At 61.2% G+C, this 26968-nt stretch carries 22 protein-coding genes; 11 read left to right on the forward strand and 11 right to left on the reverse strand.

Features of this window, described 5'->3' with window-relative positions; translation table 11 throughout:
- Positions 1-70: 70 nt before the first annotated feature.
- From MA884_RS13475 to MA884_RS13495, 5 genes are all read right to left on the reverse strand, one after another.
- Entirely contained in the window at positions 71-1234 is a 1164-nt protein-coding gene (locus tag MA884_RS13475; RefSeq protein WP_256230989.1) for a gamma-butyrobetaine dioxygenase, read from the reverse strand.
- Between the two features lie 20 nt (positions 1235-1254).
- Entirely contained in the window at positions 1255-1731 is a 477-nt protein-coding gene (locus MA884_RS13480; protein ID WP_256230990.1) for a thioesterase family protein, read from the reverse strand.
- A 163-nt stretch (positions 1732-1894) separates the two neighbouring features.
- Positions 1895-2860: an L-carnitine dehydrogenase gene (locus MA884_RS13485; RefSeq protein ID WP_256230991.1), complete on the reverse strand. Its 966-nt coding sequence runs from the start codon at positions 2858-2860 to the stop codon at positions 1895-1897.
- A 158-nt stretch (positions 2861-3018) separates the two neighbouring features.
- Positions 3019-3906 (reverse strand): 3-keto-5-aminohexanoate cleavage protein, encoded by an 888-nt coding sequence (locus tag MA884_RS13490; protein WP_256230992.1) that lies wholly within the window; start codon positions 3904-3906, stop codon positions 3019-3021.
- Between the two features lie 71 nt (positions 3907-3977).
- Complete coding sequence (locus tag MA884_RS13495) at positions 3978-4922, reverse strand: choline ABC transporter substrate-binding protein (RefSeq protein WP_256230993.1); 945 nt, start codon at positions 4920-4922, stop codon at positions 3978-3980.
- 169 nt (positions 4923-5091) lie between these two features.
- On the opposite strand from MA884_RS13495, the gene MA884_RS13500 reads away from it, so the two are divergent.
- A complete protein-coding gene (locus MA884_RS13500; protein ID WP_256231111.1) occupies positions 5092-6051 on the forward strand; it encodes a GlxA family transcriptional regulator in 960 nt (319 codons plus the stop codon).
- 68 nt (positions 6052-6119) lie between these two features.
- Complete coding sequence (locus tag MA884_RS13505) at positions 6120-7292, forward strand: ATP-binding protein (protein ID WP_256230994.1); 1173 nt, start codon at positions 6120-6122, stop codon at positions 7290-7292.
- A 191-nt stretch (positions 7293-7483) separates the two neighbouring features.
- Here the strand turns inward: MA884_RS13505 and MA884_RS13510 are convergent, their stop codons facing one another.
- The 5 genes from MA884_RS13510 to MA884_RS13530 form a co-directional block, all read right to left on the reverse strand.
- Positions 7484-7900, reverse strand: a complete 417-nt coding sequence (locus tag MA884_RS13510; protein ID WP_256230995.1) for a DUF3010 family protein — start codon at positions 7898-7900, stop codon at positions 7484-7486.
- Positions 7901-7932: 32 nt separating this feature from the next.
- Positions 7933-8256: a helix-turn-helix domain-containing protein gene (locus MA884_RS13515; RefSeq protein WP_256230996.1), complete on the reverse strand. Its 324-nt coding sequence runs from the start codon at positions 8254-8256 to the stop codon at positions 7933-7935.
- Entirely contained in the window at positions 8240-8494 is a 255-nt protein-coding gene (locus MA884_RS13520; protein WP_256230997.1) for a type II toxin-antitoxin system RelE/ParE family toxin, read from the reverse strand. Before MA884_RS13520 ends, MA884_RS13515 begins: the two co-directional genes overlap by 17 nt.
- Before the next feature lie 194 nt (positions 8495-8688).
- Entirely contained in the window at positions 8689-9150 is a 462-nt protein-coding gene (locus MA884_RS13525) for a hypothetical protein (protein ID WP_256230998.1), read from the reverse strand.
- Between the two features lie 152 nt (positions 9151-9302).
- Positions 9303-9704: a lysozyme inhibitor LprI family protein gene (locus MA884_RS13530; protein ID WP_256230999.1), complete on the reverse strand. Its 402-nt coding sequence runs from the start codon at positions 9702-9704 to the stop codon at positions 9303-9305.
- A 235-nt stretch (positions 9705-9939) separates the two neighbouring features.
- Between MA884_RS13530 and MA884_RS13535 the strand changes: the two genes are divergently transcribed.
- The 9 genes from MA884_RS13535 (at position 9940) to MA884_RS13575 (ending at position 25551) form a co-directional block, all read left to right on the forward strand.
- Positions 9940-10917 carry a dipeptidase gene (locus MA884_RS13535; protein ID WP_256231000.1) on the forward strand — a complete coding sequence of 326 codons (978 nt, stop codon included), beginning with the start codon at positions 9940-9942 and terminating at the stop codon, positions 10915-10917.
- Between the two features lie 78 nt (positions 10918-10995).
- On the forward strand, positions 10996-11526 hold the full coding sequence (locus MA884_RS13540) for a DUF5943 domain-containing protein (RefSeq protein WP_256231001.1): 531 nt from the start codon (positions 10996-10998) through the stop codon (positions 11524-11526).
- Between the two features lie 15 nt (positions 11527-11541).
- Positions 11542-13602, forward strand: coding sequence for a dimethylglycine demethylation protein DgcA (dgcA, locus tag MA884_RS13545; RefSeq protein ID WP_256231002.1), 2061 nt, complete (start codon positions 11542-11544; stop codon positions 13600-13602).
- Positions 13603-13712: 110 nt separating this feature from the next.
- Positions 13713-15677: a dimethylglycine demethylation protein DgcB gene (gene dgcB / locus MA884_RS13550; protein ID WP_256231003.1), complete on the forward strand. Its 1965-nt coding sequence runs from the start codon at positions 13713-13715 to the stop codon at positions 15675-15677.
- Positions 15677-16897 carry an electron transfer flavoprotein subunit alpha/FixB family protein gene (locus MA884_RS13555; RefSeq protein WP_256231004.1) on the forward strand — a complete coding sequence of 407 codons (1221 nt, stop codon included), beginning with the start codon at positions 15677-15679 and terminating at the stop codon, positions 16895-16897. The genes dgcB and MA884_RS13555 overlap by 1 nt, the downstream gene beginning before the upstream one ends.
- A 15-nt stretch (positions 16898-16912) precedes the next feature.
- A complete protein-coding gene (locus tag MA884_RS13560) occupies positions 16913-17683 on the forward strand; it encodes an electron transfer flavoprotein subunit beta (RefSeq protein ID WP_256231005.1) in 771 nt (256 codons plus the stop codon).
- 1120 nt (positions 17684-18803) lie between these two features.
- The gene (locus MA884_RS13565; protein ID WP_256231006.1) at positions 18804-22256 is read left to right on the forward strand and encodes a GMC family oxidoreductase N-terminal domain-containing protein; all 3453 of its coding nucleotides are present in this window, start codon (positions 18804-18806) and stop codon (positions 22254-22256) included.
- A gap of 154 nt (positions 22257-22410) precedes the next feature.
- A complete protein-coding gene (locus MA884_RS13570) occupies positions 22411-24279 on the forward strand; it encodes a hypothetical protein (protein ID WP_256231007.1) in 1869 nt (622 codons plus the stop codon).
- 27 nt (positions 24280-24306) lie between these two features.
- A complete protein-coding gene (locus MA884_RS13575) occupies positions 24307-25551 on the forward strand; it encodes a metallophosphoesterase (protein WP_256231008.1) in 1245 nt (414 codons plus the stop codon).
- 107 nt (positions 25552-25658) lie between these two features.
- Here the strand turns inward: MA884_RS13575 and gbcA are convergent, their stop codons facing one another.
- Positions 25659-26954, reverse strand: a complete 1296-nt coding sequence (gbcA, locus tag MA884_RS13580; RefSeq protein WP_256231009.1) for a glycine-betaine demethylase subunit GbcA — start codon at positions 26952-26954, stop codon at positions 25659-25661.
- Positions 26955-26968: the final 14 nt, after the last annotated feature.

Genomic DNA, 26968 nt, shown 5'->3' on the forward strand with positions numbered 1-26968 from the left:
CAGTCGGATTCATCGCCACCACGGCGCGCTAGTGTCCTAATTTGTGCACTCGAATTAACCGTGTAGGCCACTACCTTTGCAACACCAGAATCCGCGACAACAACTCATCGCGATCCACATAGCACCCTTGAAAATGTCGGGCTCCAGTGGCCGGGTCGAAGGCATTGCGGGCGTGCAGGGTGCGGCGGTTGTCGAAGCACCATAGCTGACCGGGCTCAAGCCTTTGCATCAAGCGAAATTGCGGCTCGCGGGTCAGGGCGATGAAGCGGCGGTAGGCGCGATATAACCTGGGCATCTGCTCGACCGAGGTGTCGAACGGCCCGCGCAGAAAGTTCGCCATGCGGATTTCCGAGACCTGTCCCAGAGCATCGAGCGCGATGATGGGCGCCAGGCAGCGGTAATCACTGTGGCGGTCCTTGTTGCGAAACTCCACCGGGATTTCGCAGAGCGCGGCAAAGGCATCGGGGTCTTCCTGGCGCAGCGCCTGGGCGATGGCAAAACCGTCGACAAATATGCTCTCGCCGCCGTCGGCATCATTCACCAGGCAATGCAGAAACTGCAATCCTGGTTGCAGCTCCCGGGTGGGCAGGTCGCTGTGCAGCGGCAGGTTGAAAGCGGTGTAGGCGTTACTGTCGGCATCGGCCTTGGATTGCACATTGAACAGTACGCCGAAGTTGCTCTGGCGGATGAACGAAATCTGCTGGGCGATCAGTTTCAGCGAGCCGGGTTCGGTGGGGACGCCGCGCACCTGGGTCAGGCCGATGTCGCGCACCGCCAGCAGCCATTGCAGCAACGTATCGGTGTCGTCCATCAGCGCCTGGTAATCAAACACCGGCAGTTTCAGGTCGCGCTGCCAGAGCCGGCGTTTGGGCTTGCTGGCCAGGCGTTCAGCCCTGGATTGGTCATCGTAGGCATGGGCACGCAGCCAGCCCGGGTCGAAACGGCTCTGGTGGCCGTCGTGCCAATCCACGCACAGGCAACCTTCGCTGTCGATACGGGTCGCACCGGGGGCCAGGTCTTCAGGTACATCGACGATTTCCAGCACCTGCTCGCGGGTCACGGTGTAGACGCATTGCGGGCAGGGGCAGTTGTCCCGCAGCCACTGATGATGGAAGGGGCTGATCCGGCCGTCGGCCCAGGTGACCTGCACCCGATCGGTCAAGGGCGTCACAGCGGTCAATGCACAGATCAGGGGGTAACGGCGGAAGTCGGCAAAAGCGGCGGCGGTGTTCATGGCGATCTCCTGTTCGGGGTTTATCGGGCCGGTGGCAATGCGATGACCCGGCCGATGTAGGCCGGCGGCGACAGGTCGGATTGTTCCGTGAGCAAGGCTTTGAGCTTGCCCAGGGTCTGTTCGGTGAAGGGCGCCGAACGCGGGCCGGCCAGGTCGACGTGCAGCAGCATCTGCTCGTTGCCGGCCAGTTCCTTATCACCGCCGACCAGGTGCAGGCTGTGGTAGAGATGCAGGCGTTTGGTGTCGTGGCCGATGATCTGTGTGCGCACTTCGACCTGGGCGTCGAGCTTCACTTCGTGCAGGTAGTTCAAGTGCAGTTCGAGGGTGAACAGCGAGTGGCCGCTGGCTTCGCGGTTCTGGCTGTCCATGCCCAGATGATCCATCAGTGCGTCGGTCGCGTAGCTGAAGATCAACAGGTAAAAGGCATCGCGCAGGTGGCCGTTGTAATCGACCCATTCGGGGAGGATGCGGGTTTGGTAGGTGGTGAGGGTGGGCATGTTTCTGGTTCCGAGAGTTATGGTGACTGGGTTGGCGCTATCGCGAGCAGGCTCGCTCCCACAATGATCTTCTGGGTGAGACAGATCGCATTCACACCTCAAAACCTGTGGGAGCGAGCCTGCTCGCGATGGGGCCAGACCTGCTGACCCCAAAAGCCAAGGTTTACTCGCTGAAGGCCATCCCATGCTTTTCTTTGGTGGTCTTCACCGCCTCCAGCACCGCCAGCAGGCAATCATCACGATAGCGCTCCAGGGCCGAGATGCTGTGGCTACCCAGCTGCGCGCTGGTCCCGTCCACGACGTCATCGATCAGTTTTTCGGTCAGCTCCGGCGCCGGCAGGTAGGTCCACGGCAGTTGCAACGCCGGACCGAACTGAGCCATGAAGTGGCGCATTCCAGCATCGCCACCGGCCAGTGTGTAGGTCAGGAACGTGCCCATGAACGACCAGCGCAACCCGGCGCCAAAACGGATGGCATCGTCGATTTCCCCGGTGGTGGCCACGCCATCGTTGACCAGGTGCAGCGCCTCGCGCCAGAGCGCTTCGAGCAGCCGGTCGGCGATGAAACCGGGCACTTCCTTGCGTACATGCAGTGGGCGCATGCCGAGGGACTCATACACCCGCATCGCCGCCTGGACCGCTTCGGGCGCGGTGTTTTTGCCGCCGACCACTTCCACCAGCGGCAGCAGGTAGACCGGGTTGAACGGGTGCCCGACCACGCAGCGTTCCGGGTGGATGGAACCTTCATAGAACTCGCTTGGCAGCAGTCCCGATGTGCTGGAACCAATCAGCGCATTGGGCTTGGCGGCGGCGCTGATCTGGGCGTGCAGCTCGAGCTTCAGTTCCAGGCGCTCAGGGGCACTTTCCTGGATGAAGTCGGCGTCGCGCACGCATTCTTCGATGGTCGCGACAAAGCGCAGCCGGTCCTGAGAGGCGCCGGGTGCCAGGCCTTGTTTCTCCAGTGCGCCCCAAGCGTTGGCCACGCGTTTGCGCAGTGCTGCCTCGGCGCCCGGCGCCGGGTCCCAGGCCACGACGTCCAGGCCATGGGCCAGGGCACGACTGACCCAACCGCTGCCGATCACACCGCTGCCCAGGGCGGCGAAGGTTTTGATGTCGGTGATAAAGCTCATGGTGATTTCCTGAAAGGGTTTGGTAATCCCCTGTGGGAGCAAGGCTTGCCCGCGATGGCGGCGGTAGATTCAACCTTTATGTCGACTGACATACCGTCATCGCGGGCAAGCCTTGCTCCCACAGGTAGTGCCCCATGGGGCGCTGGGTGTTCGGTTGATCAACCGCGCTGGGCCAGGCCCATTTTCTTGCGCCCCTCGGCCGGGGTGAGCACGCGCGCGCCGAGGCGGCTGAGGATTTCGCTGGCGCGCTCCACCAGTTGGCCGTTGGTGGCAAGCACGCCTTTGTCCAGCCACAAGTTGTCTTCCAGCCCGACCCGCACGTTGCCACCCAGCAGCACGGCCTGGGCTGCCATCGGCATTTGCATGCGGCCGATACCGAAGCCGGCCCACACGGCGTCCGCCGGCAAGTTATCGACCATGGCTTTCATGGTGGTGGTGTCGGCCGGCGCCCCCCAAGGGATGCCCAGGCAAAGCTGGAACAGTGGGTTGTCCAACAGGCCTTCCTTGATCATCTGTTTGGCGAACCAGAGGTGGCCGGTGTCGAAGATTTCCAGCTCGGCCTTGACCCCCAGTTCGGTGATGCGCTTGGCCCCGGCCCGCAGTTGCGCCGGGGTGGAAACGTAAATGGTGTCGCCATCACCGAAGTTCAGGGTGCCGCAATCCAGGGTGCAGATCTCCGGCAGCAGCTCCTCGACGTGGGCCAGGCGGGTCAGCGGGCCTACCAGGTCGGTATTGGGGCCGAACTCCATGGGATTTTCGCCGCCGCCGATCTCCAGATCACCGCCCATGCCGGCGGTGAGGTTGACGATGATGTCCACGTCCGCCTCTCGGATGCGCTCCATCACTTCGCGGTACAGCGCCACGTCACGGCTGAACTTGCCGGTCTGCGGATCGCGAACGTGGCAGTGGACCACCGTGGCGCCGGCCTTGGCAGCCTCGACGGCGGCCGCCGCGATCTGTTTCGGAGTGACCGGTACGTGCGGGCTTTTGGCGGTCGTGTCGCCAGCACCGGTGAGTGCGCAGGTGATGATGACGTCGTGGTTCATGGTGCGGTTCCTTACAGGCGTGATGAGTCACTGCGCAGCCGATTGGCGCTGCGCAGATGGATGGCGTTTGTTCAGTTGCTGGTCAGTTTCAGGTTGTCGGCGGCAGGCTTGCCATCGAAGGTGGTGACGCCTTCGAGCCAGCGCTGCTTGTCTTGCGGATGATCCTTGAGCCATTGCTTGGCCGATTCAAGTGGGTCCTTGTGATCCAGCAGCGGCTGCATCATCCGGCTCTCGTCCGCGGCGGTGAACGTCAGGTTAGTCAGCAGGCGGCTGACGTTCGGGCACTGCTGGGCGTAGTCCGGGGCGGTGACGGTCCACACGGTGGCCATGCCTTCGTTCGGGCCGAGGGCGTCTTCGCTGCCGCTCAGGTAGGTCATTTGCACGTTGACGTTCATCGGGTGCGGCGCCCAGCCGAAGAACACCACGGCTTGATTGCGTCGCACGGCGCGGTCCACCGCCGCGAGCATGCCGGCCTCGCTGGACTCCACCAACTGGAACTTGCCCAGGCCGAACTGGTTTTTGCTGATCATCGCCTTGATCTGGGTATTGGCGCCGGAGCCAGGCTCGATACCGTAGATCTTGCCGCCCAGTTCTTTCTCGAATTTGGCGATGTCGGCGAAAGTCTTCAGGCCCTTGTCGGCCAGATAAGTCGGCACGGCCAAGGTGGCGCGGGCGTCCTTGAGGTTGGGTTGTTCCAGGACCTTGACCTGTTTGGCCTCGACGAACGGGGTGATGGTCTGGGTCATCAGCGGGTTCCAATAGCCCAGGAACATATCCAGGCGCTGGTCGCGGATGCCGGCGAAGATGATTTGCTGGGAGGCGCTGGTCTGTTTGGTCTTGTAGCCGAGGCCATCGAGCAACACTTGGGTCATGGCGCTGGTGGCGATGACATCGGTCCAGTTGACCACGCCCAGGCGCACGTTCTGGCACGCGGCGGGATCGGCCGCCATCGCAGCGGAACTCAGGAAAGTGGTAGTGCTGAGTGCAAGAACGCAGGAGCTGATCAGTCGTTTCATGTCGGGTTCCTCGGCAGCTTATTGTTATGGGTTCCGGCATCTGCGCACCGGTGATGCCAAGTTACGCAGCCGGGCCCTTTGCAAAGCGCACAGCGGCGACTCACTCTTGCACTGCAGCGACCTGTGGCGTATCAAGGACCGCACGCTACCCGCCAACCGAGTGCGCTACATGTCCCAGGATTTCTACTTCTTGTTGATGCCGGGTTTTTCGGCCATCGGTTTCATTTCGGCCATCGAACCGTTGCGGGTCGCCAACCGCTTTCGCGGTGAGCTGTACCGCTGGCATGTGTTGAGCGCCGATGGCGGGGCGGTGCTGGCAAGCAATGGCATGTCGGTCAACGCCGATGCCGCGCTGGAGCCGTTGAAGAAGGGCGCGACCCTCTGGGTGGTGGCGGGGTTCGAACCGCTCAAGTTCGTGACCCCGGCGTTGGAGCGCTGGCTGCATCGGCTGGACAACGAAGGCGTGACCCTGGGCGGTATCGACACCGGCAGTGTGGTCCTGGCCGAGACGGGGCTGCTGGAAGGGCATCGGGTGACCTTGCATTGGGAAGCGATCGAGGCGTTCAAGGAGTCTTATCCACAACTGAGTGTGACCCAGGAACTGTTCGAAATTGACCGTCGCCGCATCACTTGCGCCGGTGGCACCGCGTCCATCGACCTGATGCTGGACCTGATCGGCCAGGCCCATGGCCCGCAACTGGCGATTGAGGTCAGCGAACAATTCGTGCTCGGCCGCATCCGCCCGCGCAAAGACCACCAGCGCATGGAAATCGCCAACCGCTATGGCATTCGCAACAAGAAACTGGTGCACGTCATCGGTGAGATGGAAACCCACAGTGAACCGCCCCTGAGCACCTTGGCGCTGGCCGAGTCGATCAAGGTCACTCGTCGCCAGCTCGAACGCCTGTTCCGCCTGCACCTGAACGACACCCCGAGCAATTTCTACCTGCGCCTGCGCCTGGAGAAGGCCCGGCAGTTGCTACGCCAGACCGACATGAGTGTGCTGGAGGTGAGCATCGCCTGCGGTTTCGAATCACCGTCGTACTTCACCCGCAGTTATCGGGCGAGGTTTGAACGGTGCCCGCGGGAAGATCGGCGGCGCCAGGGGGATGGGCGAGAGGTGGTTTGACAGGCTTTTATACTCAATTATACTCGCGACTATAAATTATACCTGTCGCCATAATTGAGTATAAAACCATGTCCAAGCACTCCGGTTTTGTCTTTCGGCGCCCCGATCTGGCCCGCAATATTGTCGATGGGCTGGTCGGCGCCGGGATCCAGGATTACACCTCAGGCCTGTTCCTGGCCGCCCCGAGACGTACCGGGAAAAGTACGTTTCTGCGCGAAGACTTGATTCCCGAATGCGAGGCGCGTGGCTGGCTCGCTGTTTACGTCGACCTGTGGGCCAACAAGGAAAAAGACCCTGCCGACCTGATTGCCTCGGTCATCGCCGCAGCGCTGGTGCCTTATGAAAAAGGCATTCGCAAGCTGGCCAAGTCCATGGGCATCGACAAACTCAGCTTCTTGCGCACGTTGTCCTGGGATTTCAGCCTGCCGCAACTGCCCGAAGGTGCGACGCTGACCCAGGCGCTGGAGTTATTGCACAGCGCTGCCGATAAAACCGTGGTGCTGGTGATCGACGAAGCCCAGCATGCGTTGACCACCGAGGCCGGGGTCAATGCAATGTTCGGCCTCAAGGCCGCCCGCGATCAGCTCAACCAGGGGCGTGAAGACGCTACCAGCGGCCTGCGCCTGGTGTTCACCGGCTCCAATCGCGACAAGCTCGCTCACCTGGTACTCAGCCGTAATCAACCCTTCTATGGTTCCAGCATCACGCCATTCCCACTGCTGGGCAAAGAGTTCACCAAAGCCTATGCCGCCCATTTGAACGCGCATCTGGCCCAAACCAACCAGTTCAATGCTGATGACCTCGACCAGGCGTTTGAGCTGGTCGGGCGCCGCCCTGAAATGTTGCGCAGCGTCGTTGGCGAAATTGCCCTGGAGCTGGGTGAGGCGAGCCATTTGGGCGAATTGCTGCGTAACAGCGCCCAAATGCTGCGCGCCGGCGTCTGGACCGAATTTGAAAGCGCCTGGAACGCCCTGACAGTGCCGCAGCGGGCAGTGTTGCAGGTCATGGCCGAACGCTCGCAAAACAACGAACCCTTCGCGCCCTTCACCGATTCAACGCTGGAGGCTGTGGGCAAGGTGCTCAGGATGATGGGAAGCGAAGTTGTGCCCGGCACGCAGACCATCCAATCCTGCATCGACGCTCTGCGTGAAAAGGAGCTGGTGTGGAAGTCCAATCGCGGCGGTTATGCGCTGGAGGACAAGGCTTTTGCAGACTGGTTGAAGGGGTATCGCAAGCAGTAGGGGGGATTCTGATCCAGTGTGCCGTCGAGCATTGACCATTGAGCTATGTGGCGAGGGGATCTTGTGGGAGCAAAGCTTGCTCGCGAAACAGCCGGCTCGGTTTCTAAAGGACTGCGCCGCTTCCATCGCGGGCAAGCCTTGCTCCCACAAAAAATCCCATTACCACCGGTACTGTGTCCGCCTGGAAGGGTCTATTTCTTCATCAGCGCCGAGCAGGCCGCCTTGTAGGCCTCATGCTGATACTTGTTCAGCGTCGCGGGCAATGCGAAGTCGTGTTTCTTGTTCTGCGCATTGATGGTCTGCGGCGACAGCAGCGTCACCTCGCAACCATCGAGCAACTGGAAAACCCCTTCGATCTTGAACGTCGTCGGGCCGCCGGCGAACTCGCCTTTCTTGCTGCGCTTCTTGATGGCAATGCGTTCGATGCCGTTGTCCGTCACGAACGCCCGGACCTGGGCAGCGAAAGCCTTGACGTTGGCGGCTTCGTCATCGTCGTCCAGGGCGATTTTCTTGGTGTTCAGCGGGACGTGACTCAGCGCCTGTTGATCCAGCGAGGCAACGGCGATGATCGCTTCGCTGCCTTTGATTTCGATGCCGCACGTTTTCATGTGAATCCTTTTGCTGGAGGGTGGCGTGCAGCTTACAGCTCCAACTGGTCAGCATGGATACCAAAGGCCGCAGCAATTTTTTCGCGGGTGGCTCGGCGAGGCTTGGCGACTGACTCTTGTTGGGCAAACGCCGGTTGAGAAATACCCAGGCGCCTGGCGACTTCATCTTGAGTCAGGTTCAGGTGTTCGCGCCAGGCACGAATGGGCGTGGCGCCGTCGACAATGCTGCTGACGACTTCATGGGGAATCAGATCGGGTTCCAGTTTCTGCGCGACGTATTGGGCATATGGAATGACCACAAATGCCGGATGCCCGTCTGCGTCATTGATGATCTGGATATCAGTAGGTACGTTCATCGCGTTTCCTGACCTCTTGAATGCTGACGATCTTGATCGCCCCGTCCCAATCGAACATGACTCGATAACGGCCTACCCGAAGGCGATAGGCGTAGTCATGGCCGACAAGCGCTTTGACATTCGCCGCGTCGGGCATCTGGGCGAGCGCCGTAACGGCGTCCCGAACCTGAGCCTGGTGGGCAGAATGCAATTTCAGAAGCTGCTTAACGGCTTTTCTGGCCCATTGGATGGTGTTCATGGAAGGATATAAGTCTTTTATAAGATTTGCGAATCCTGACTTATATTTTCTCCTGGGCCAATGTGTGAGAAGTGTCTGGATATTGCCCTGGAGAGTGGAGAGCCCCTTCGGTTGCAGGAGCGAGGGTTGCCTGTCGGCCGAGGAGCAGTCCGTTGCTCCTATCTTCCTTGGTCCTGCTAGTTGAGGTGGGTGCCTCAAAGCGTGAAGTTATCGCGTCCCTTGATTGAAAAGTTGCCCTGGATAACGCTCCCCGCAGGCCCGAAAGTGAAATTGCCGATGTAGGTTTCTTGCTGATGATCGAAGATTACCGAGACGGAGCCATTGTCGGCATCGTTGGTCTGGAAGCGTGTCTGGCCGTTTTCCGCCCACATTTTCCAGTAGGTGACGTGCACCTTTTGCTCTCCGATAATCAGGGTTTCGTGGGTGACATCGGCGTTGAAAACCATTTCGATCCCGCGAATGACCCGCTCAGGCGCCGCGTTGTCCGGCATCTGGACGGCGGAAAGCGTCAGACGTAGCTGTCGGTCCGTCGTGTAGTAGTCGTAAGCAAAGTTCAGCGTATCGGTGACGAAAGAGGTGTCGTCCTCTATCTGCGCGGTAACGCTGCCGGATGATGGATTGGTCTGGGTCTGGGGAAGAGTGTGTTGAGTCAACATGGCGGCTCCTTGAATCCCTGGAAGAGAATTGCTATGACCCCGCCAAGGGGTACGAGCCGACAATAAACCCGCGTTCCAGCACCGTAAACTGTCAGAGTTGACAGGTCCAAGCCCGAAGGGGCCGGTTTGAAGCGGGCATACCTCAACAATCGTTATTCCTGCCCAATCGACTCCAAAAACTCCGACCGGTCATCGCTCACCTGGGCCATGCAGTCGTTTTCGGCGATTTTGTAGGCTTCGCTGCCGGGTTTGGCCGGGAAGGCGGCGATGGCGCAGTCGGCGTCGCGTTGTTTTTGCCACAGTTGCTGGGCAACTCTGACTTTGCTGGTGATGTCGTTGAATTGGGCCTTGTCGTCGGCGTAGAGGGTTTGCAGGCGCTCAAAGAGGCTCTGCAGGTTGTCGGCGAGCAGTTGTTCGGCGGCGGCTTTGCCGTAGGCCGAGCAGGAGAGGGTCTGGACGTCGTTTTCCACGGCATCGCACGGGTTGTGTTCGGTGTCTTCGGTCGCGTGGGCGACGGTGCTGATCAGGGCCAAAGCCAGGATGATTGATTTCATTGCGTTGCCGCTCGAGTCCAGTGAAAGCCAGTGATGCGGCGGATTCTGGCGCAAGCGTCGGGTAAAGAACAGACGGGCAGGGTGGCCCACTCATAGCCCTTTGTCGTGGATTGACGCTTTCGGCAATTCCCCTGTCGTTTTTGCACCCGGTCGCCAATGCACCGAGGCATATGCTGGCCCCAAAGCGCCGGCACACGATTCGGCGCATGAATCGCTGACAAAAGGGGACTGCCTGATGAGCCCAGCCGAATTGCACGCCGACAGCATCGTTATCGACGGGCTGATCATTGCCAAGTGGAACCGTGACCTGTTCGAAGACATGCGCAAGGGCGGCCTGACCGCCGCCAACTGCACGGTGTCGGTGTGGGAAGGTTTTCAGGCCACCATCAACAACATTGCGGCCAGCCAGAAACTGATCCGCGAAAACAGCGATCTGGTGATCCCGGTCAAAACCACCGCCGATATTCAGCGCGCCAAGGCTCAGGGCAAGACCGGCATCATCTTCGGCTTCCAGAACGCCCACGCTTTCGAAGACCAGCTCGGCTACGTCGAGATCTTCAAGCAGCTCGGCGTTGGCGTGGTGCAGATGTGCTACAACACCCAGAATCTGGTGGGCACCGGCTGCTACGAGCGCGACGGCGGCCTGTCGGGCTTTGGTCGCGAAATCGTCGCCGAGATGAACCGGGTCGGCATCATGTGCGACCTGTCCCACGTTGGCTCCAAAACCTCGGAAGAGGTCATCCTCGAATCGAAGAAACCGGTCTGCTACTCCCACTGCCTGCCGTCCGGCCTGAAAGAACACCCGCGCAACAAGTCCGATGAAGAACTGAAGTTCATCGCCGACCACGGTGGTTTTGTCGGCGTGACCATGTTCGCGCCGTTCCTGGCCAAGGGCATCGATTCGACCATTGACGATTACGCCGAGGCCATCGAATACACCATGAACATCGTCGGTGAGGACGCCATCGGCATCGGCACTGACTTTACTCAGGGTCACGGTCAGGATTTCTTCGAAATGCTCACCCACGACAAGGGTTATGCCCGTCGTCTGACCAGCTTCGGCAAGATCATCAACCCCCTGGGCATCCGCACCGTGGGCGAGTTCCCGAACCTCACCGAGACGCTGCTCAAGCGCGGCCATCCAGAGCGGGTGGTGCGCAAGATCATGGGCGAGAACTGGGTCAATGTCCTGAAAGACGTCTGGGGCGAATAAAGCCGCCGCACCACTGAATCCTCTACCTGCGGTCATTTGCGCCGCAGGCATACCACGAATTTCCGGAGTTAAGTTTCCATGGCCAAAATCGCCCCTCAATTGCCTATCGAAGTCGACAGTGAAACCGGTATCTGGACCTCAGACGCCCTGCCGATGCTCTACGTGCCGCGCCACTTTTTCGTCAATAACCACATGGGCATCGAAGAAGTGTTGGGCGCCGACGCCTACGCCGAGATTCTCTACAAGGCGGGCTACAAATCCGCCTGGCACTGGTGTGAAAAAGAAGCCGAATGCCACGGCCTGGAAGGCGTCGCCGTATTCGAGCACTACATGAAACGTCTGTCCCAGCGCGGTTGGGGCTTGTTCAAGATCCAGGACATCGACCTGGAAAAAGGCACCGCCAGCGTCAAGCTGGAACACTCGGCGTTCGTCTATGTGTACGGCAAGGTCGGGCGTAAGGTCGACTACATGTTCACTGGCTGGTTCGCCGGTGCCATGGACCAGATTCTCGCCGCCCGTGGCAGTTCGATCCGCACCGTGGCCGAGCAGGTCTACGGCGGTTCCGAAGAAGGCCACGACGACGGCCTGTTCATCGTCAAGCCGTTGTAAGTCGAGGATCGCGCCATGGCTTTTGAAGCAATGTTCCAGCCGATCCAGATCGGCAAGCTGACCATCCGCAACCGCGTGCTCAGCACCGCTCACGCCGAGGTTTACGCCACTGACGGCGGCATGACCACCGACCGGTACGTGAAGTATTACGAAGAGAAGGCCAAGGGCGGTATCGGCCTGGCGATCTGCGGTGGCTCCTCTGTAGTCGCCATCGACAGCCCGCAGGAATGGTGGAGTTCGGTGAACCTGTCCACCGACCGCATCATCCCGCACTTCCAGAACCTGGCCGATGCCATGCACAAGCATGGCGCCAAGATCATGATCCAGATTACCCACATGGGTCGTCGCTCGCGCTGGGACGGCTTCAACTGGCCGACCCTGATGTCGCCGTCCGGCGTGCGCGAGCCGGTGCACCGCGCCACGTGCAAAACCATTGAGCCGGAAGAAATCTGGCGGGTGATCGGCAACTACGCCAGCGCCGCCAAGCGCGCCAAGGCCGGTGGCCTGGACGGTGTTGAGTTGTCCGCCGTGCACCAGCACATGATCGACCAGTTCTGGAGCCCGCGGGTCAACAAGCGCACCGACGAATGGGGCGGCACCTTCGAGGGGCGGATGAAGTTCGGCCTGGAAGTGCTCAAAGCCGTGCGCGCCGAAGTGGGCGACGACTTCTGCGTCGGCATGCGTCTGTGTGGTGACGAATTCCACCCGGACGGTCTGTCCCACGAGGACATGAAGCAGATCGCCAAGTACTACGACGACACCGGCATGCTGGACTTCATCGGCGTGGTGGGCTCGGGTTGCGACACCCATAACACCCTGGCCAACGTCATCCCGAACATGAGTTATCCACCGGAGCCGTTCCTGCACCTGGCCGCCGGTATCAAGGAAGTGGTCAAGGTCCCAGTGTTGCACGCGCAGAACATCAAGGACCCGAACCAGGCGACGCGGATCCTGGAGGGCGGCTACGTCGATATGGTCGGCATGACCCGCGCCCACATCGCCGACCCGCACCTGATCGCCAAGATCAAAATGGGCCAGATCGACCAGATCAAGCAGTGCGTCGGCGCCAACTACTGCATCGACCGGCAGTACCAGGGCCTGGACGTGCTGTGCATCCAGAACGCCGCGACCTCCCGTGAATACATGGGCGTGCCGCACATCATCGAAAAATCCACCGGACCGAAACGTAAGGTAGTGGTCGTCGGTGCCGGCCCGGCGGGGATGGAAGCGGCCCGTGTGGCGGCCGAGCGCGGCCACGACGTGACCCTGTTCGAGAAGAAGGAATTCATCGGCGGGCAGATCACCACCGCCTCGAAAGCCCCGCAACGGGACCAGATCGCCGGCATCACCCGCTGGTTCCAGCTGGAACTGGCCCGGCTGAAAGTCGACCTGCGCCTGGGCGTGGCGGCGGACGCGGCGACCATCATGGACCTGCGTCCGGATGTGGTAGTGCTGGCCGTCGGCGGGCATCCATTCATCGAGCAGAACGAGCACTGGGGCGCCGCCGAAGGGCTGGTGGTCAGCAGTTGGGACGTGCTCGATGGCAAGGTTGCGCCGGGCAAGAACGTACTGGTCTACGACACCATTTGTGAATTCACCGGCATGTCGGTGGCCGACTTCCTCGCCGACAAGGGCAGCCAGGTCGAAATCGTTACCGACGACATCAAGCCGGGCGTGGCCATTGGCGGGACCTCGTTCCCCACCTACTACCGCAGCATGTACCCCAAGGAAGTGATCATGACCGGGGACATGATGCTGGAGAAGGTCTACCGCGAAGGCGACAAGCTGGTGGCGGTGCTGGAGAACGAATACACCGGTGCCAAGGAAGAGCGCGTGGTGGATCAGGTGGTAGTGGAAAACGGCGTGCGGCCGGATGAAGAAATCTACTACGCGCTCAAGGAGGGTTCGCGCAACAAGGGTCAGATCGACGTCGAAGCCCTGTTCGCGATCAAGCCCCAGCCGTGCCTTGCGCAGAGCGGCGATGGCTACCTGCTGTTCCGCATCGGTGACTGCGTAGCGCAGCGTAATACGCACGCCGCCATTTATGACGCGCTTCGGCTTTGTAAGGATTTCTGACGGCGTAGCGGCAAGCGGCCAGCGGCAAGCTACAAGTAAAAGCACAGCGCCTCTGCTGCTCTTTCTTGCAGCTTGTGGCTTGTAGCTTGCACCTCGCAGAGGTGACTCTGATGCTAAACACCCTTCTTCCCATCCTGCTGTTCGCCGCCCTGGGCCTTGCGGTCCTTGGCGCCTTGCGGCGGATGAACATGTGGCGCCGGGGGCGACCGTCCAAGGTCGACCTGATCGGTGGCCTTTTCGCCATGCCCAAGCGCTACATGGTGGATTTGCACCATGTGGTGGCGCGGGACAAATACATCGCCAATACCCACGTCGCCACGGCGGGTGGGTTTGTGCTGGCGGCGCTGCTGGCGATTCTGGTGCATGGTTTCGGCCTGCAGAACCGCATTCTGGGCTATGCCTTGCTGTTCGCCACGCTGCTGATGTTCAGCGGCGCGATCTTCATTGCCCTGCGTCGTCGCAATCCACCGTCACGGCTGTCCAAAGGCCCATGGATGCGCTTGCCCAAGAGCCTGTTCGCGTTTTCCATTAGCTTCTTCCTGGTGACCTTGCCGGTCGCCGGGATCTTGCCGGCGGACTTCGGGGGCTGGGTATTGGTGGCGCTGTTGGGCCTGGGCGTGCTTTGGGGTGTGTCGGAAATGTTCTTCGGCATGACCTGGGGCGGGCCGATGAAACATGCCTTTGCCGGGGCTCTGCACCTGGCCTGGCATCGCCGCGCCGAACGCTTTGGTGGCGGCCGCTCAACCGGCCTCAAACCTCTGGACCTGAACGACCCCGCTGCACCGTTGGGCGTTGAGAAACCCAAGGATTTCACCTGGAACCAATTGCTCGGTTTCGACGCTTGCGTACAGTGCGGCAAGTGTGAAGCCGCCTGCCCGGCCTTTGCCGCCGGCCAGCCGCTGAACCCGAAAAAACTCATCCAGGACATGGTCGTCGGTCTGGCCGGCGGCACCGATGCGAAATTCGCCGGCAGCCCCTACCCATCCCTTGACGGCAGAGGTAAACCGGTGGGTGAGCACAGCGGCAATCCACATCAGCCGATCGTCAACGGCCTGGTGGACGCCGAGACCCTATGGTCCTGCACCACCTGCCGGGCCTGTGTCGAGGAATGCCCGATGATGATCGAGCACGTCGATGCCATCGTCGACATGCGCCGCCACCTGACCCTGGAAAAAGGCGCGACGCCGAACAAGGGCGCCGAGGTGCTGGAAAACCTCATCGCCACCGACAACCCTGGCGGCTTCGCCCCGGGCGGGCGGATGAACTGGGCGGCGGACCTGAACCTGAACCTGCTCAGCGAAGTGAAATCCACCGACGTACTGTTCTGGGTCGGCGATGGTGCCTTCGACATGCGCAACCAGCGCACCTTGCGCGCCTTCGTCAAAGTGCTCAAGGCGGCGAAAATCGACTTTGCCGTGCTCGGCCTCGAAGAACGCGACAGTGGCGACGTGGCCCGGCGCCTGGGTGACGAAGCGACGTTCCAGCTGTTGGCCAAGCGCAATATCCAGACCCTGGCCAAATACAGCTTCAACCGCATCGTCACCTGCGACCCCCACAGCTTCCACGTGCTGAAAAACGAATACGGCGCCTTTGATGGCAACTATCTGGTGCAGCACCACAGCACTTACATGGCGGAGATCATCGACGCCGGTGCGCTGAACCTCGGCCAGCACAAGGGCGACAGCGTGACCTATCACGACCCGTGTTACCTGGGCCGTTACAACGGCGAATACGAGGCGCCGCGCCAGGTGCTGCGTGCGCTGGGCATCGAGGTCAAGGAGATGCAACGTTCCGGTTTCCGTTCGCGTTGCTGCGGCGGTGGCGGCGGCGCGCCGATCACCGACATCCCGGGCAAGCAGCGCATCCCTGACATGCGCATGGACGACATCCGCGAAACCGGCGCCGAGCTGGTGGCCGTGGGTTGTCCACAGTGCACCGCGATGCTGGAGGGCGTGGTCGAACCACGACCGATGATCAAGGACATTGCCGAACTGGTGGCCGATGCGCTGCTGGAAGATGCGGCCCCGAGCAAGCCTGTGGCCCCGGCCAAACGTGAACCCGCGGAGGTGCATTAATGAGCGACATCATCCGCCGCGACCCTCGCGCCGAGTGGATCGCCCGCAACCGTCTGCACCCGCTACACGCGGCCATGCAACCGGTCCAGCACAGCTGGATGGGGCCCAACGGTATCATTCGCAAGAACGTTCATGGTGTCGGATTCATCGGCCCCAACGGCATCAAGCGTATTGATCGCAGCGGTGCCCAGCAGGGCGGCGCGAGCAAACGTACGGCCGCCATTGAGGTGCAATTGCCGCTGCATCAGGTGCCGCAACCGGCCTTTTACATTTGCGTGGTGCCGGACATGGTCGGTGGCCGCCTCAGCAGCCACGACCGCGATCTGCTGGGCCTGGCCCATCAGCTTGCTGGCAGCGAAGGCGCGGTGCTGGCGGTGGTCTTCGGTGAGCACAAGGAAAACGCTTTCGCCACGGCCGGTGTCGACCGCTTGCTGGTATTGGAAGGTGAGGCATTCAGCGGTTATGCACCGGAACAGCGAGTCCAGGGCCTGCGGGCTGTGGATAACCAATTCAACCCACGCCATTGGCTGCTGCCTGACAGCCGCACCGGCGGCGGCGAACTGGGCCGGCGGTTTGCCGCAGCCTTGGGCGAGCGCCCGGCCACGCGGGTCTGGCAGGTCAAGGGCGAAGAGTGCATCGGCCGCGCCGGCGCCGGCCTGCAAGACCTGGCCCGGCCTTTGGCGCGGTTGATCCTGGCCGCGGCCGAATGCGCCGAGCCGGTCAGCGAAACCCGCCACGAAGCCTTGCCGGTGGAGTTATCCACAAGCGTGGCCCGCAGCTTGTCGCGCATCGAAGACCTGGGCGCGGTGGCGGTGGACCCGGGCGCGATCCCGATGGCCGAAGCCGAATTCATTTTTTCCGGCGGCAACGGGGTCAAGGACTGGGCGCTTTTCCACCAGACCGCTGCAGCCCTGGGCGCCACCGAAGGTGCTTCGCGAGTGGCGGTGGACGACGGCTTCATGGCCCGCGATCGCCAGGTTGGCGCCTCCGGTATCTGGGTTACGGCGCGGGTCTACGTCGCGGTGGGGATTTCCGGGGCGATCCAGCACCTGCAAGGCATCGGCGCCTGCGACAAGGTGGTAGCGATCAACCTCGACCCAGGCTGCGACATGATCAAACGGGCAGACCTGTCGGTGATTGGCGACAGCGCGGCGATTCTCCAGGCCTTGATCGCGGCGGTAGAGGCTTACCGCAACGAAGCCAAGCGCGATGCGGCTTAAGCTAAGGATTCAACCATGAGTACTCAAGTGATCAGCCTGGTGTCCATCGGCGCCCACCCCACCTCCGGTCGGCCCCGGCGCGCCGAGCAGGACGCGCGAGCCGTGGAACTGGGCCTGCAACTGGCCGGCAACGACCTGCAAGTGCTGCACGCAGGTGATGTGGCCGAACCGGCTCTGCGCGCCTATCTGGGCATGGGCCTGGACGCACTCTACGTCCTGGATAACCCCGCAGGTGCCGACGCACTGCCGGCCCTGACCGACTATCTGCGCGACGCGGGAGCCCAAGTGGTGCTCACCGGCAGTCAGGCGGAAACCGGCGAAGGTTCAGGCATGTTGCCGTTCCTGCTGGCGGAAAATCTCGGCTGGCCGCTGGTGGTAGGGCTGGCCGAGGTCGAATCCATCGACAGTGGCGTAGCCTTGGTACTGCAAGCCTTGCCTCGCGGCCAGCGGCGACGTCTCAAAGTGCGCCTGCCGTTCCTCGCCACGGTGGATAACGCCGCCCCCAAACCCCGGCAAAGCGCCTACGGCCCGGCCCGACGCGGGGCGCTGCACGCTGAAGAAGTCGAGGTGATCGACGATGCCCTGTTGGCGGTGGCGACCCTGCAACCGGCCAAACCACGACCCAAACGCTTGAAAGTGATCAAGGCCAAGAGCGGCGCCGACCGCATGAAAGCTGCCACGGCCAAGGCCAGCGGCGGAGGCGGGCAGGTGCTCAAGGGCCTGAGCCCGGAGGCGGGGGCCGAGGCGATTCTCAAGTTGCTGGTGGAGGAAGGGGTGGTTCGCTAAATCCAGGCTCACCAAAAAACCTTGTGGGAGCAAAGCTTGCTCGCGATCCAGGCACCTCGGCACTTGAGAGACCAAGGCGTTTTCATCGCGAGCAAGCTTTGCTCCCACAAGGCGCGCACACAAGGGGATGTGTGTTACCCACAATCCCTGTGCGCGCATCTGTGGATAACCTGTTCGCCCCTGGCCACACCCCACGCAGATCAAGCTCCCCAGGCTTACGCTTAAAAAACAACCAGCCTAACTCACGGTTTTTCCTCGATTTTGTTTGTGAATAAGCTTGAGCGCAGAACCCTACTTGCCCCCAATCTCTGTTGGCGCTTCTGTGGATAAGATGTTCGCTACCCGCTACAAGCCATACGCAGCGGGGCTTTCATGGTATTGATTATAAAATGATCAATTTGCCATTTTTACCCGGAAAATTCCGCTAAAACCCCGAGTTATGCCGTAGACGTGGTTTTCCACAGAATCGTCAAAATTACCCCCAAACACTGTTGGCGCTTCTGTGGATAAGGTGTTCGCTCTCCTCTGGACGCCATACCAGACAAGGCTTTCACATGGCTGATCAGTTTTTAACCTATGTGGGAAAGAAACGTTGATTGTTCATAAGTCACGGTTTTTCTTTAGCTTTTATCTAAAAAACTCAGTCGCAACGATGCACTTGTCCCCATTAGCTGTGGGTGGACATGTGGATAACTTGTTCGCGAAAGTCTAGGGGCCACGGCGGGCATAGGCCTGAACGCGATAGCTCAAATTTCATACAGTTCTAAGAAACCACCTTGACGTGGCCCTGTCAGGTGTCTTCACTCATGGCACAAGGACACCGCCTCTTTATCCACATCTGGTTCAGGGAGAACGCATGATGGATAGCAAGCCCCCCTGCTCATACCCGGTTTCAGCTGCAACGTGTACCCCGACGCCTCCCACCCGGTTACCCAAACGCAGACGTCGTCGCGCCACCAATCAGCGTGCGCGTCTATAGCGCCCCGCTGCGCACCTGAGTTTCCCCTGTAGCACCGTTGACTGCCGCTCAAACCCGTACGGGATAGTGGCCAGGCGTTCGTGCGCCTGTCGATTTGCAGGCAACCGCAGAGTTGCCCCATCTGCCTGAGAGGACTTGAACATGACACGGATCTCGACCCCCATCAGCGAAATCAAGGAGCATTACGACGTTATCGTCATTGGTTCCGGCTACGGCGGTGGCATTGCCGCGTCACGCTTGTCCCGGGCCGGGCGCAAGGTTTGTCTGCTGGAGCGGGGCCGGGAGATCCAGCCCGGCGAATACCCCAACACCATGCTGGCGGCCACCGAGGAGTTGCAGGTGCATGATCCGGACGGTCACATCGGGTCGCGCACCGGATTGTTCGACCTGCACGTCAACGCCCAGCAGAACGTGGTGGTCGGTTGCGGCCTGGGTGGCACTTCGCTGATCAACGCCAACGTTTCGCTGGAGCCGGAGCCCGGTGTGTTCGAGGACCCGCGTTGGCCGCAGGCGGTGCGTGAGCATCGCGACACGCTGCTCAAGGACGGTTATGCGCGGGCTCGGGAAATGCTCAAGCCCAACCCTTACCCTGATACCTCGCCGAACCTGCCCAAGCTCGACGCCAACCGCAAGTCGGCGAGCTATCTCAAGCAGGACGCACATTTCTACAAACCGCCGATCAACGTGACCTTCGACAAACTGCCCAACAACCTCAACCACGTCGGCGTCGAGCAGTTGCCGTGCAACGGTTGCGGTGATTGCGTCTCGGGCTGTAACAACAAGGCCAAGAACACCACGTTGATGAATTATCTGCCGGACGCCTGGAACCACGGCGCGGAGATTTTCTGCCAAGCCCAAGTGCGGCATCTGGAGCGCGACGGTGATGGCTGGATCGTGCATTTCCAGTACCTGGACAGCGGCCGCGAGTTGTTCTCGGCGCCAACCCTGTTCGTGCGCGCCGACATCGTGGTGGTGTCCGCCGGTACTCTGGGCTCTACCGAAATCATGCTGCGCTCCCAGGAAAAAGGCCTGTCGATGTCCAGTCAACTGGGCGAGAACATGAGCGGCAATGGCGACATCCTCGGCTTTGGCCACAACTGCGACCAGACCATCAACGGCATCGGCTTCGGCGCCCACTCGGCCAAGGAACTGGAGCCGGTGGGGCCCTGCATTACCTCGATCATCGACATGCGCACCGAGGGTGACTGGCGCAGCCGCATGGTCATCGAGGAAGGCTCGATCCCCGGCGCGCTTGGCCGGCCGATGGTGCCGAGCATGGCGGCGTTCGCCGGGATGATCGGCGTGCCCACCGACACGGGCCTGGGCGCCAGTCTCAAGTACAAGGCCCGGGAAGCCGAGAGCTTTCTGCGCGGCCCGTACTACGGCGCGCTGCATAACATGCAGACGTACCTGATCATGAGTCACGACAACGGCAAGGGGCGCATGGTGCTCGACAACAAGGACCAGTTGCGCATCGACTGGCCCGGCGTCGGCGAGCAGGAAAACGTGACCCTGGGCAATGAACGTTTGCACCAGAGCACCAAGGCGTTGGGCGGGATCTGGGTCGAGAACCCGATCTGGACCAAGCTGCTCAAGCACAGCATCGTTTCGGTCCACCCTTTGGGCGGCTGCGTGATGGGGGAAGACGCGACGCAAGGCGTGGTCAACCACAAGGGCCAAGTGTTCAGTGGCGCCAGCGGGACGGATGTCTATCCCGGTCTGTACGTGACGGACGGTGCGGTGATACCCACGTCCCTGGCGGTCAATCCGCTGTTGACCATCTCGGCGATGAGCGAGCGCAACATGGGGCTGCTGGCGGCCGATCGTGGCTGGATCATCGACTACACCCTGCCTTCGGCTGCACGTAAACCGGTGGCGCCACCGCCCCTCGGCGTGCAGTTCACCGAAACCATGAAGGGTTACTTTTCCACGGCGTTTACCCAGCCCCAGGGCACCGATCTATCGCTTTACGAAGCGGCGGCCAAGAGCGGCAAGGCCGACAACTCGACTATCGAGTTCACTCTGACCATCACCGCTGCCGACCTCAACCGCCTGATCAAGGAGCCGGAACACGCCGCAACCCTGGTGGGCACACTGGATGCGCCGATGCTCTCGCCCAAGCCGCTGGTCGCCAGCAACGGGGTGTTCAACCTGTTCGAGCAATATCAGGAACAGGTGGATGTGCGGCACATGAACTACGACATGAAACTGACCGCCGAGGACGGCAGTGACTATTACTTCAGTGCCTTCAAGACCGTGCCCGAGGACAACGGGGTGCTGAACATCTGGCACGACACCAGCACGCTCTATGTCACGCTGTATCGCGGGCCGGACAAGAGCGGCGAGGTCATCGGCTCGGGGGTGATGCACATTCTGCCGGCCGACTTCGCCAAGCAGATGACCACCATGAAAGTGCTCAACGCGCGCAACGAGCGTGAGCGCGTGGAGGCCTTGGCGCGGTTTGGCAAGTTCTTCGCCGGGATCTTGTGGGAGAGCTATGGCGGAGTGTTCGCCGGCGATGTGTACTTCAACCCGGACGCACCGCCGCGCACCAAGCGGCCGCTGGACGCACCGGCGCCGACCGTGCATTTCTTCCAGACCGAGGACAACGTCGAGTTACGCCTGACTCGCTATCAAGCGGGCAGCAAAGGCCCGGTGATGCTGGTGCACGGCTTGGGCGTGGGCTCGAATATTTTCTCCACCGACACCATCCAGACCAACCTGCTGGAGTACCTGTGCAAGCACGAGTACGACGTCTGGCTGCTGGACTTGCGGGTGAGCATCCTGCTGCCGGCCAGCAAGCATGAATGGAACGGCGACCAGGTAGCCCAGTACGACTTCAAGGCTGCTATCGAGCAGATCCAGCAGGCCACGCTGGCCCGCGACGTGCAATGTGTGGTGCATTGCTACGGTGCGACGACGTTCTTCATGTCGATGCTGGCGGGGCTGCAAGGGGTGCGTTCGGTGGTCTGCTCGCAGATCGCCGCCGATACGGTGGTCGCCACCGCAACCGGTTTGAAAGCCGGCCTGCACCTGCCAGGGATGCTCGACGCCATCGGTATCAAATCCCTCACTGCTTACGCCGACACCAAGGAGAACTGGTTCAACAAACTCTACGACAAAGCCCTTAATGGCTATGCCCGGATCGAGGCCCAGGGCTATTGCACCAACCCGGTCTGCCACCGCATTACCTTCATGTATGCCTCGCTGTATCGCCACGACACGCTCAACGAAACCCTGCACGACAACCTGCACGAGTTGTTCGGTGAGTCGAACATGCACACCTTCGAGCACCTGGCGCTGATCGTGCGCAAGGGGCACCTGGTGGACTTCAAGGGCAACGACGTCTACATGCCGCATTTCGATCGGTTGAAATTGCCGATCTGCTTCATCAGCGGCGCCGAGAACCAGTGTTACCTCCCTCAGAGCACCCTCAAGACCTACGAGCGACTGTGCGATATGCATGGCCCGCAACTGTTCAGCCGCCACGAAGTGCCGGGCTACGGCCACATCGACTGCATCTTTGGCAAGGATGCGGTGGTGGATGTGTACCCGATCATCCTTGAGCACCTGGAGAAGACGGCGCTCGGCTAGCTGATCGCCATCCGTGGCGAGGGAGCTTGCTCCCGCTCGGCTGCGAAGCAGTCGTCGCTTTTGAAGTCTTGGGGCCGCTACGCGGCCCAGCGGGAGCAAGCTCCCTCGCCACATGGGTTTTGTGGTGAGTCAGGAATAAGGAAAAAAGGATGCCATGAACACTTACATCCGCTGGTTCCAACGCATCATCTGGGTCGGGATCGTCATGAACATGGTCTTCGCGATCCCGGCGCTGTTTGCCCCGGCGTTGCTGACGTCCATGCTCGGCCTGCCGCCCGTATTGTCCGATCCCTGGCTGGAAAACGCTGGCATGTTGCTGGTGGGGATCAGCCTGTTCTACATGCCTTCGGGGTTCAATGCGCCGCGTTTCGTGGTGCATTCGTGGCTGTGCGTGCTGTCGCGGCTGGTGGCGGTGGTGTTCTGGATCTACCTGATCAACACCAACAACCAGGGCCAGGTGTTCGTGCCGATGTTGATGGGCGACCTGAGCATGTTCCTGATCCTGGGCGTGCTGCTGTACCTCGGCTGCCCGGTGGCCCATCGTCCACTGGCCTTGCTCTGTGCCGGTTGGCGGGAGTGGCGCGCCGGCTGGGCGCGGCGCTGGCACAGTCATGGTTTCAAGGTCGGCACGTTGGTGGTGGTATTGCTGCTGGGCTTCATCGGCTACCAGACCTGGTACCAGATGATCCGGGAAGTGCCGCAACCGGACTTCGCCTCCGACGAAGACCACTACAAATACGCCGCCATCGGCCTGGGCATCGAGGCGCGGATTCCGTACTACCTGTTCGCCGTGCTGCCGCAGATGTGCCCGGAAAAACTGCCCAAGCCCGGCGGTTACGAGGTGTTCGGGTTTCTCTATGAGAACGGCAATGACCTGCCCATCGGCATGGCCAAGCGGCAACTGGGCTATCCCACCGTGGAGCCGAACTGCGCGCTGTGCCACACCGGCTCGTACCGGGCCAATGCCAGTGACGTGGCGGTTCCGGTCGCTACCGCGCCGGCCAACACCCTGCAACTGCAGGCCTTCCAGTGGTTTGCCTACGAGTGTGCCAGCGACCCGAAATTCACCCCTGATGCGGTCATGGCGGCGATCAACAGCAAGTTCCAGCTGGGTTTTTTCGAAAAGCTGTACAACCGCTACCTGATCATCCCGATGGCCAAGAGCGCCCTGCTCAAGCAGAAGCAGGCTTACGCCTGGCAGAAGCTGCGCCCGGCCCAAGGCCCGGGGCGGACCGATACCTTCAACCCGACCAAAATGGTGGTGTTCGGCTTCCCGGATGACTCCACCATCGGCACCGTGGACTTGCCGCAGGTCTGGAACCAGAAACCCCGCGAGTCGATGTACCTGCATTGGGACGGCAATAACAACAAGATCCACGAACGCAACTACGCGGCGGCCATGGCCGTGGGCGCGACGCCGCAATCGGTGCTGCCACCGAGTTTCAACCGGGTGACCAATTGGCTGCTGGGCCACAAGGCGCCGGCCTGGCCGTTCGCCCTGGACCAGGCGAAAGCCACCCAGGGCAAACCGATCTGGGAGCAGAACTGCGCCGCTTGCCACGCCTTCGGCCGTACCGACACGGGACAGGTCACCACCAACATCGACCAGTTGGGCACCGATCCCCATCGCCTGAATTCCTTCACCGTCGGGCTGGTGACGGCGTTCCACGGCTTCAAGAAACCGCCGTTCGACTTCGGCGCCTACCGCAAGACCCAGAGTTACAGCAACACGCCCACCGACGGCATCTGGCTAAGGGCGCCATACCTGCATAACGGCTCGGTGCCGACCCTGTGGGATTTGCTGCAGCCGCCCGAGCAGCGCCCGCAAGTGTTCTACACCGGTTCCGACATCTACGACCAGGAGAAGGTCGGCTTCATCACCCGCGGCGCGCAGATGAAGGCGTCGGCGGATTTCAAATACGACACCCGCCTGGAAGGCAACCACAACGGCGGCCACCTGTATGGCACGCAGTTGTCGGACGTCGACAAGCGGGCCCTGATCGAATTCATGAAAACCCTGTAGCCCAGGGCACTGCGAAGGAGCGTTCACATGTCATTACTGCACCATTGGGAACATGAGTTCGACAAGGTCAAGGTCCGCCTGCACGGGTTGGTCACGCGGCTAGAGATGTCCTGGAAAAAACTCGTCAACGACCTGGAGCCCGAGGAGTTCGAGGCTATCGTCAAGCTGCTCCAGCGCGGCCACGACCAGGCCCGGCATGTGATCGACCACGGCGACCTGCCGGATGACGAGCCGGCCGTGCCGTGGGAGCTGGCCCACGGTCTTTCGATCCTGAAGATCGGCAATGCCAGCGCCTTGCCACAAACCGAGGACGAACTGCCGACCCGCGTACTCAAGGACGGCACCTTGCTCGGTTGCCGCAAATGGGAATTGCTCGACCTGTTGTGGAGTGAGGCGTTGCTCAAGTGGATTGAGAACCTGCGTCACCACGCGCCGTTCGCGACCAACCCGGCGCTGGTGAAAATGGACAGCGACGTGGTGTTGGCGATTGCTGGCGACTGGGGCACCGGCCCCTTTGATAGTCATGCTCCGGCCGTGGCTGTCGCCAATCAGATGCAACTGGCTGAGGCCGACTTCACCATTCATCTGGGCGATGTGTATTACGCCGGCACCCATTCCCAGGAAGACGTCGATATGGTCGGCTGGCCCCAGGGCAAGCATGGCTCGTTCACCCTCAATTCCAACCACGAGATGTACAGCGGCGCCCACGGCTATTTCAAGGAACTGGCCAAGCGTTTCCCGGTGCAGCAAGGCACCAGTTACTTCGCCCTTTATAACGACGATTGGCTGATAGTCGGTCTCGACACGGCCTACGCATCGGACGTGATGAACCTGTACATGGACGGCACCCTCAACGCGCAACAAACCGACTGGATGAAAAGCCTGCCCAAGCGCAAGAAGCTGATGGTGCTCAGCCATCACCAGGGTTTCGATATTTCCGGGCATCACAAGACCGCGCTTTACCAACCGGTCTGCGTGGCCCTGGGGCGTGAGCCGGACTACTGGTATTGGGGGCATTTGCACAATGGCATCTGCTACGCGCCCCAAGGGGGGCTGCACGCACGCTGTGCCGGGCACGGGGCGATTCCCTACGGCACCACCAGCGAGTTGAACGGACATGCCGGGGTGTTGTGGTCGGAAACGCAACTGGCGGGGGACGAGGCGTACCCGGAACGGGTGTTGAACGGGTATGTGAAGGTGCGGCTGGTGGGGGAGGAGATTGTCGAGACGTTTTATGGGGAGGATGGGTCGGTGCGGTGGTCTTCACAGTAATCGGGTGAATGTGAGGCCGCTATCGCGAGCAGGCTCGCTCCCACAAGGGATCTTTGGCGCACCGAAGATCAAATGTGGGAGCGAGCCTGCTCGCGATGCTTTTGCTGTCAGCCCTGGACCGGAACACCCTTGAGGTACGGCGCCGGCTCGGCCCCCAGGTTGTTGAGCATGCGCTCGCTGTACCAGTCCACGAAGTTCACCACGCCGAACTCATAGGTCTTGGAGTACGGGCCTGGCTGGTAGGCGGTGGAGTTGATGCCACGCTGGTTTTCTTCGGCCAGGCGACGGTCCTGGTCGTTGGTGGCGTCCCAGACCTGGCGCATGCGCGCCACGTCGTAGTCCACGCCTTCGACCGCGTCCTTGTGCACGATCCACTTGGTGCTGACCATGGTTTCCTGGGCGCTGATCGGCCACACGGTGAACACGATGATGTGGTCGCCCATGCAGTGGTTCCACGAGTGGGGCAGGTGCAGGATGCGCATCGAGCCCAGGTCCGGGTTCTTGATGCGGCCCATCAGTTTGGCGCAGCCCTGCTTGCCGTCCAGGGTCATCGACACAGTGCCCTTGAGCAGCGGCATGCGCACGATACGGTTGCGCAGGCCGAAACTGGCATGGGCGTAAGGGATTTTCTCGGCGTCCCAGGCTGCGGCAGAGGCCGCCACATGGTCCTTGAAGGCCTGGTCGGCCCGCGGGTCGGTGACGTCGTCCCATTCCAGCAGGGTCTTGAGCAGTTCCGGGTGCGCGCCGCCGCAGTGGTAGCACTCGCGGTTGTTTTCCAGCACCAGTTTCCAGTTGGCCTTTTCCATCAAGGTGGTTTGCACCGCCACCTTGGTGTTTTCCATGTCATAGGGTTCCATGTAATGGGTCAAGGTCGCCAGGAAATCGTCAATGGCCGGCGGGTTCTCCGCCAGGCTGATGAAGATGTAGCCACCAGCGGTCTTCACGTTTACAGGCTTGAGGCCATACTGCTTCATGTCGAAGTCGGCGCCCATCTCGGTGCCGGCGAACAGCAGGCGACCGTCCAGCTCGTAGGTCCACTGGTGGTAGTGGCAGACCAGTTTGGCGACCTTGCCCTTTTCGCTGGTGCACAGCCGCGAACCGCGGTGACGGCAGACGTTATGGAAAGCATGCACCACGCCGTCGGCGCCGCGAATCACGATGATCGGGTTCTTGCCAACCTGCAGGGTCAGGTAGTTGCCCTTGGTCGGAATTTCGCAGGTCATGCCGGCGATCAACCACTCCTTCTGGAAAATTTCCTGCATGTCGATATCAAACAGGCGCTCATCGGAGTAGAACGGCTGCGGCAGCGAGAAAGTGCGCTCGCGTTCCTGCAGCATTTGCGCGGTGGCCTTGCGTGCGGGTTCCAGCGGATCGCCCAGGCTCAGGGTTGCGGTGACGTCCATCGTTTTATCCTCAT

It is taken from the genome of Pseudomonas sp. Q11 (assembly GCF_024494355.1).
In the GTDB taxonomy this organism is placed as follows: domain Bacteria; phylum Pseudomonadota; class Gammaproteobacteria; order Pseudomonadales; family Pseudomonadaceae; genus Aquipseudomonas; species Aquipseudomonas hefeiensis.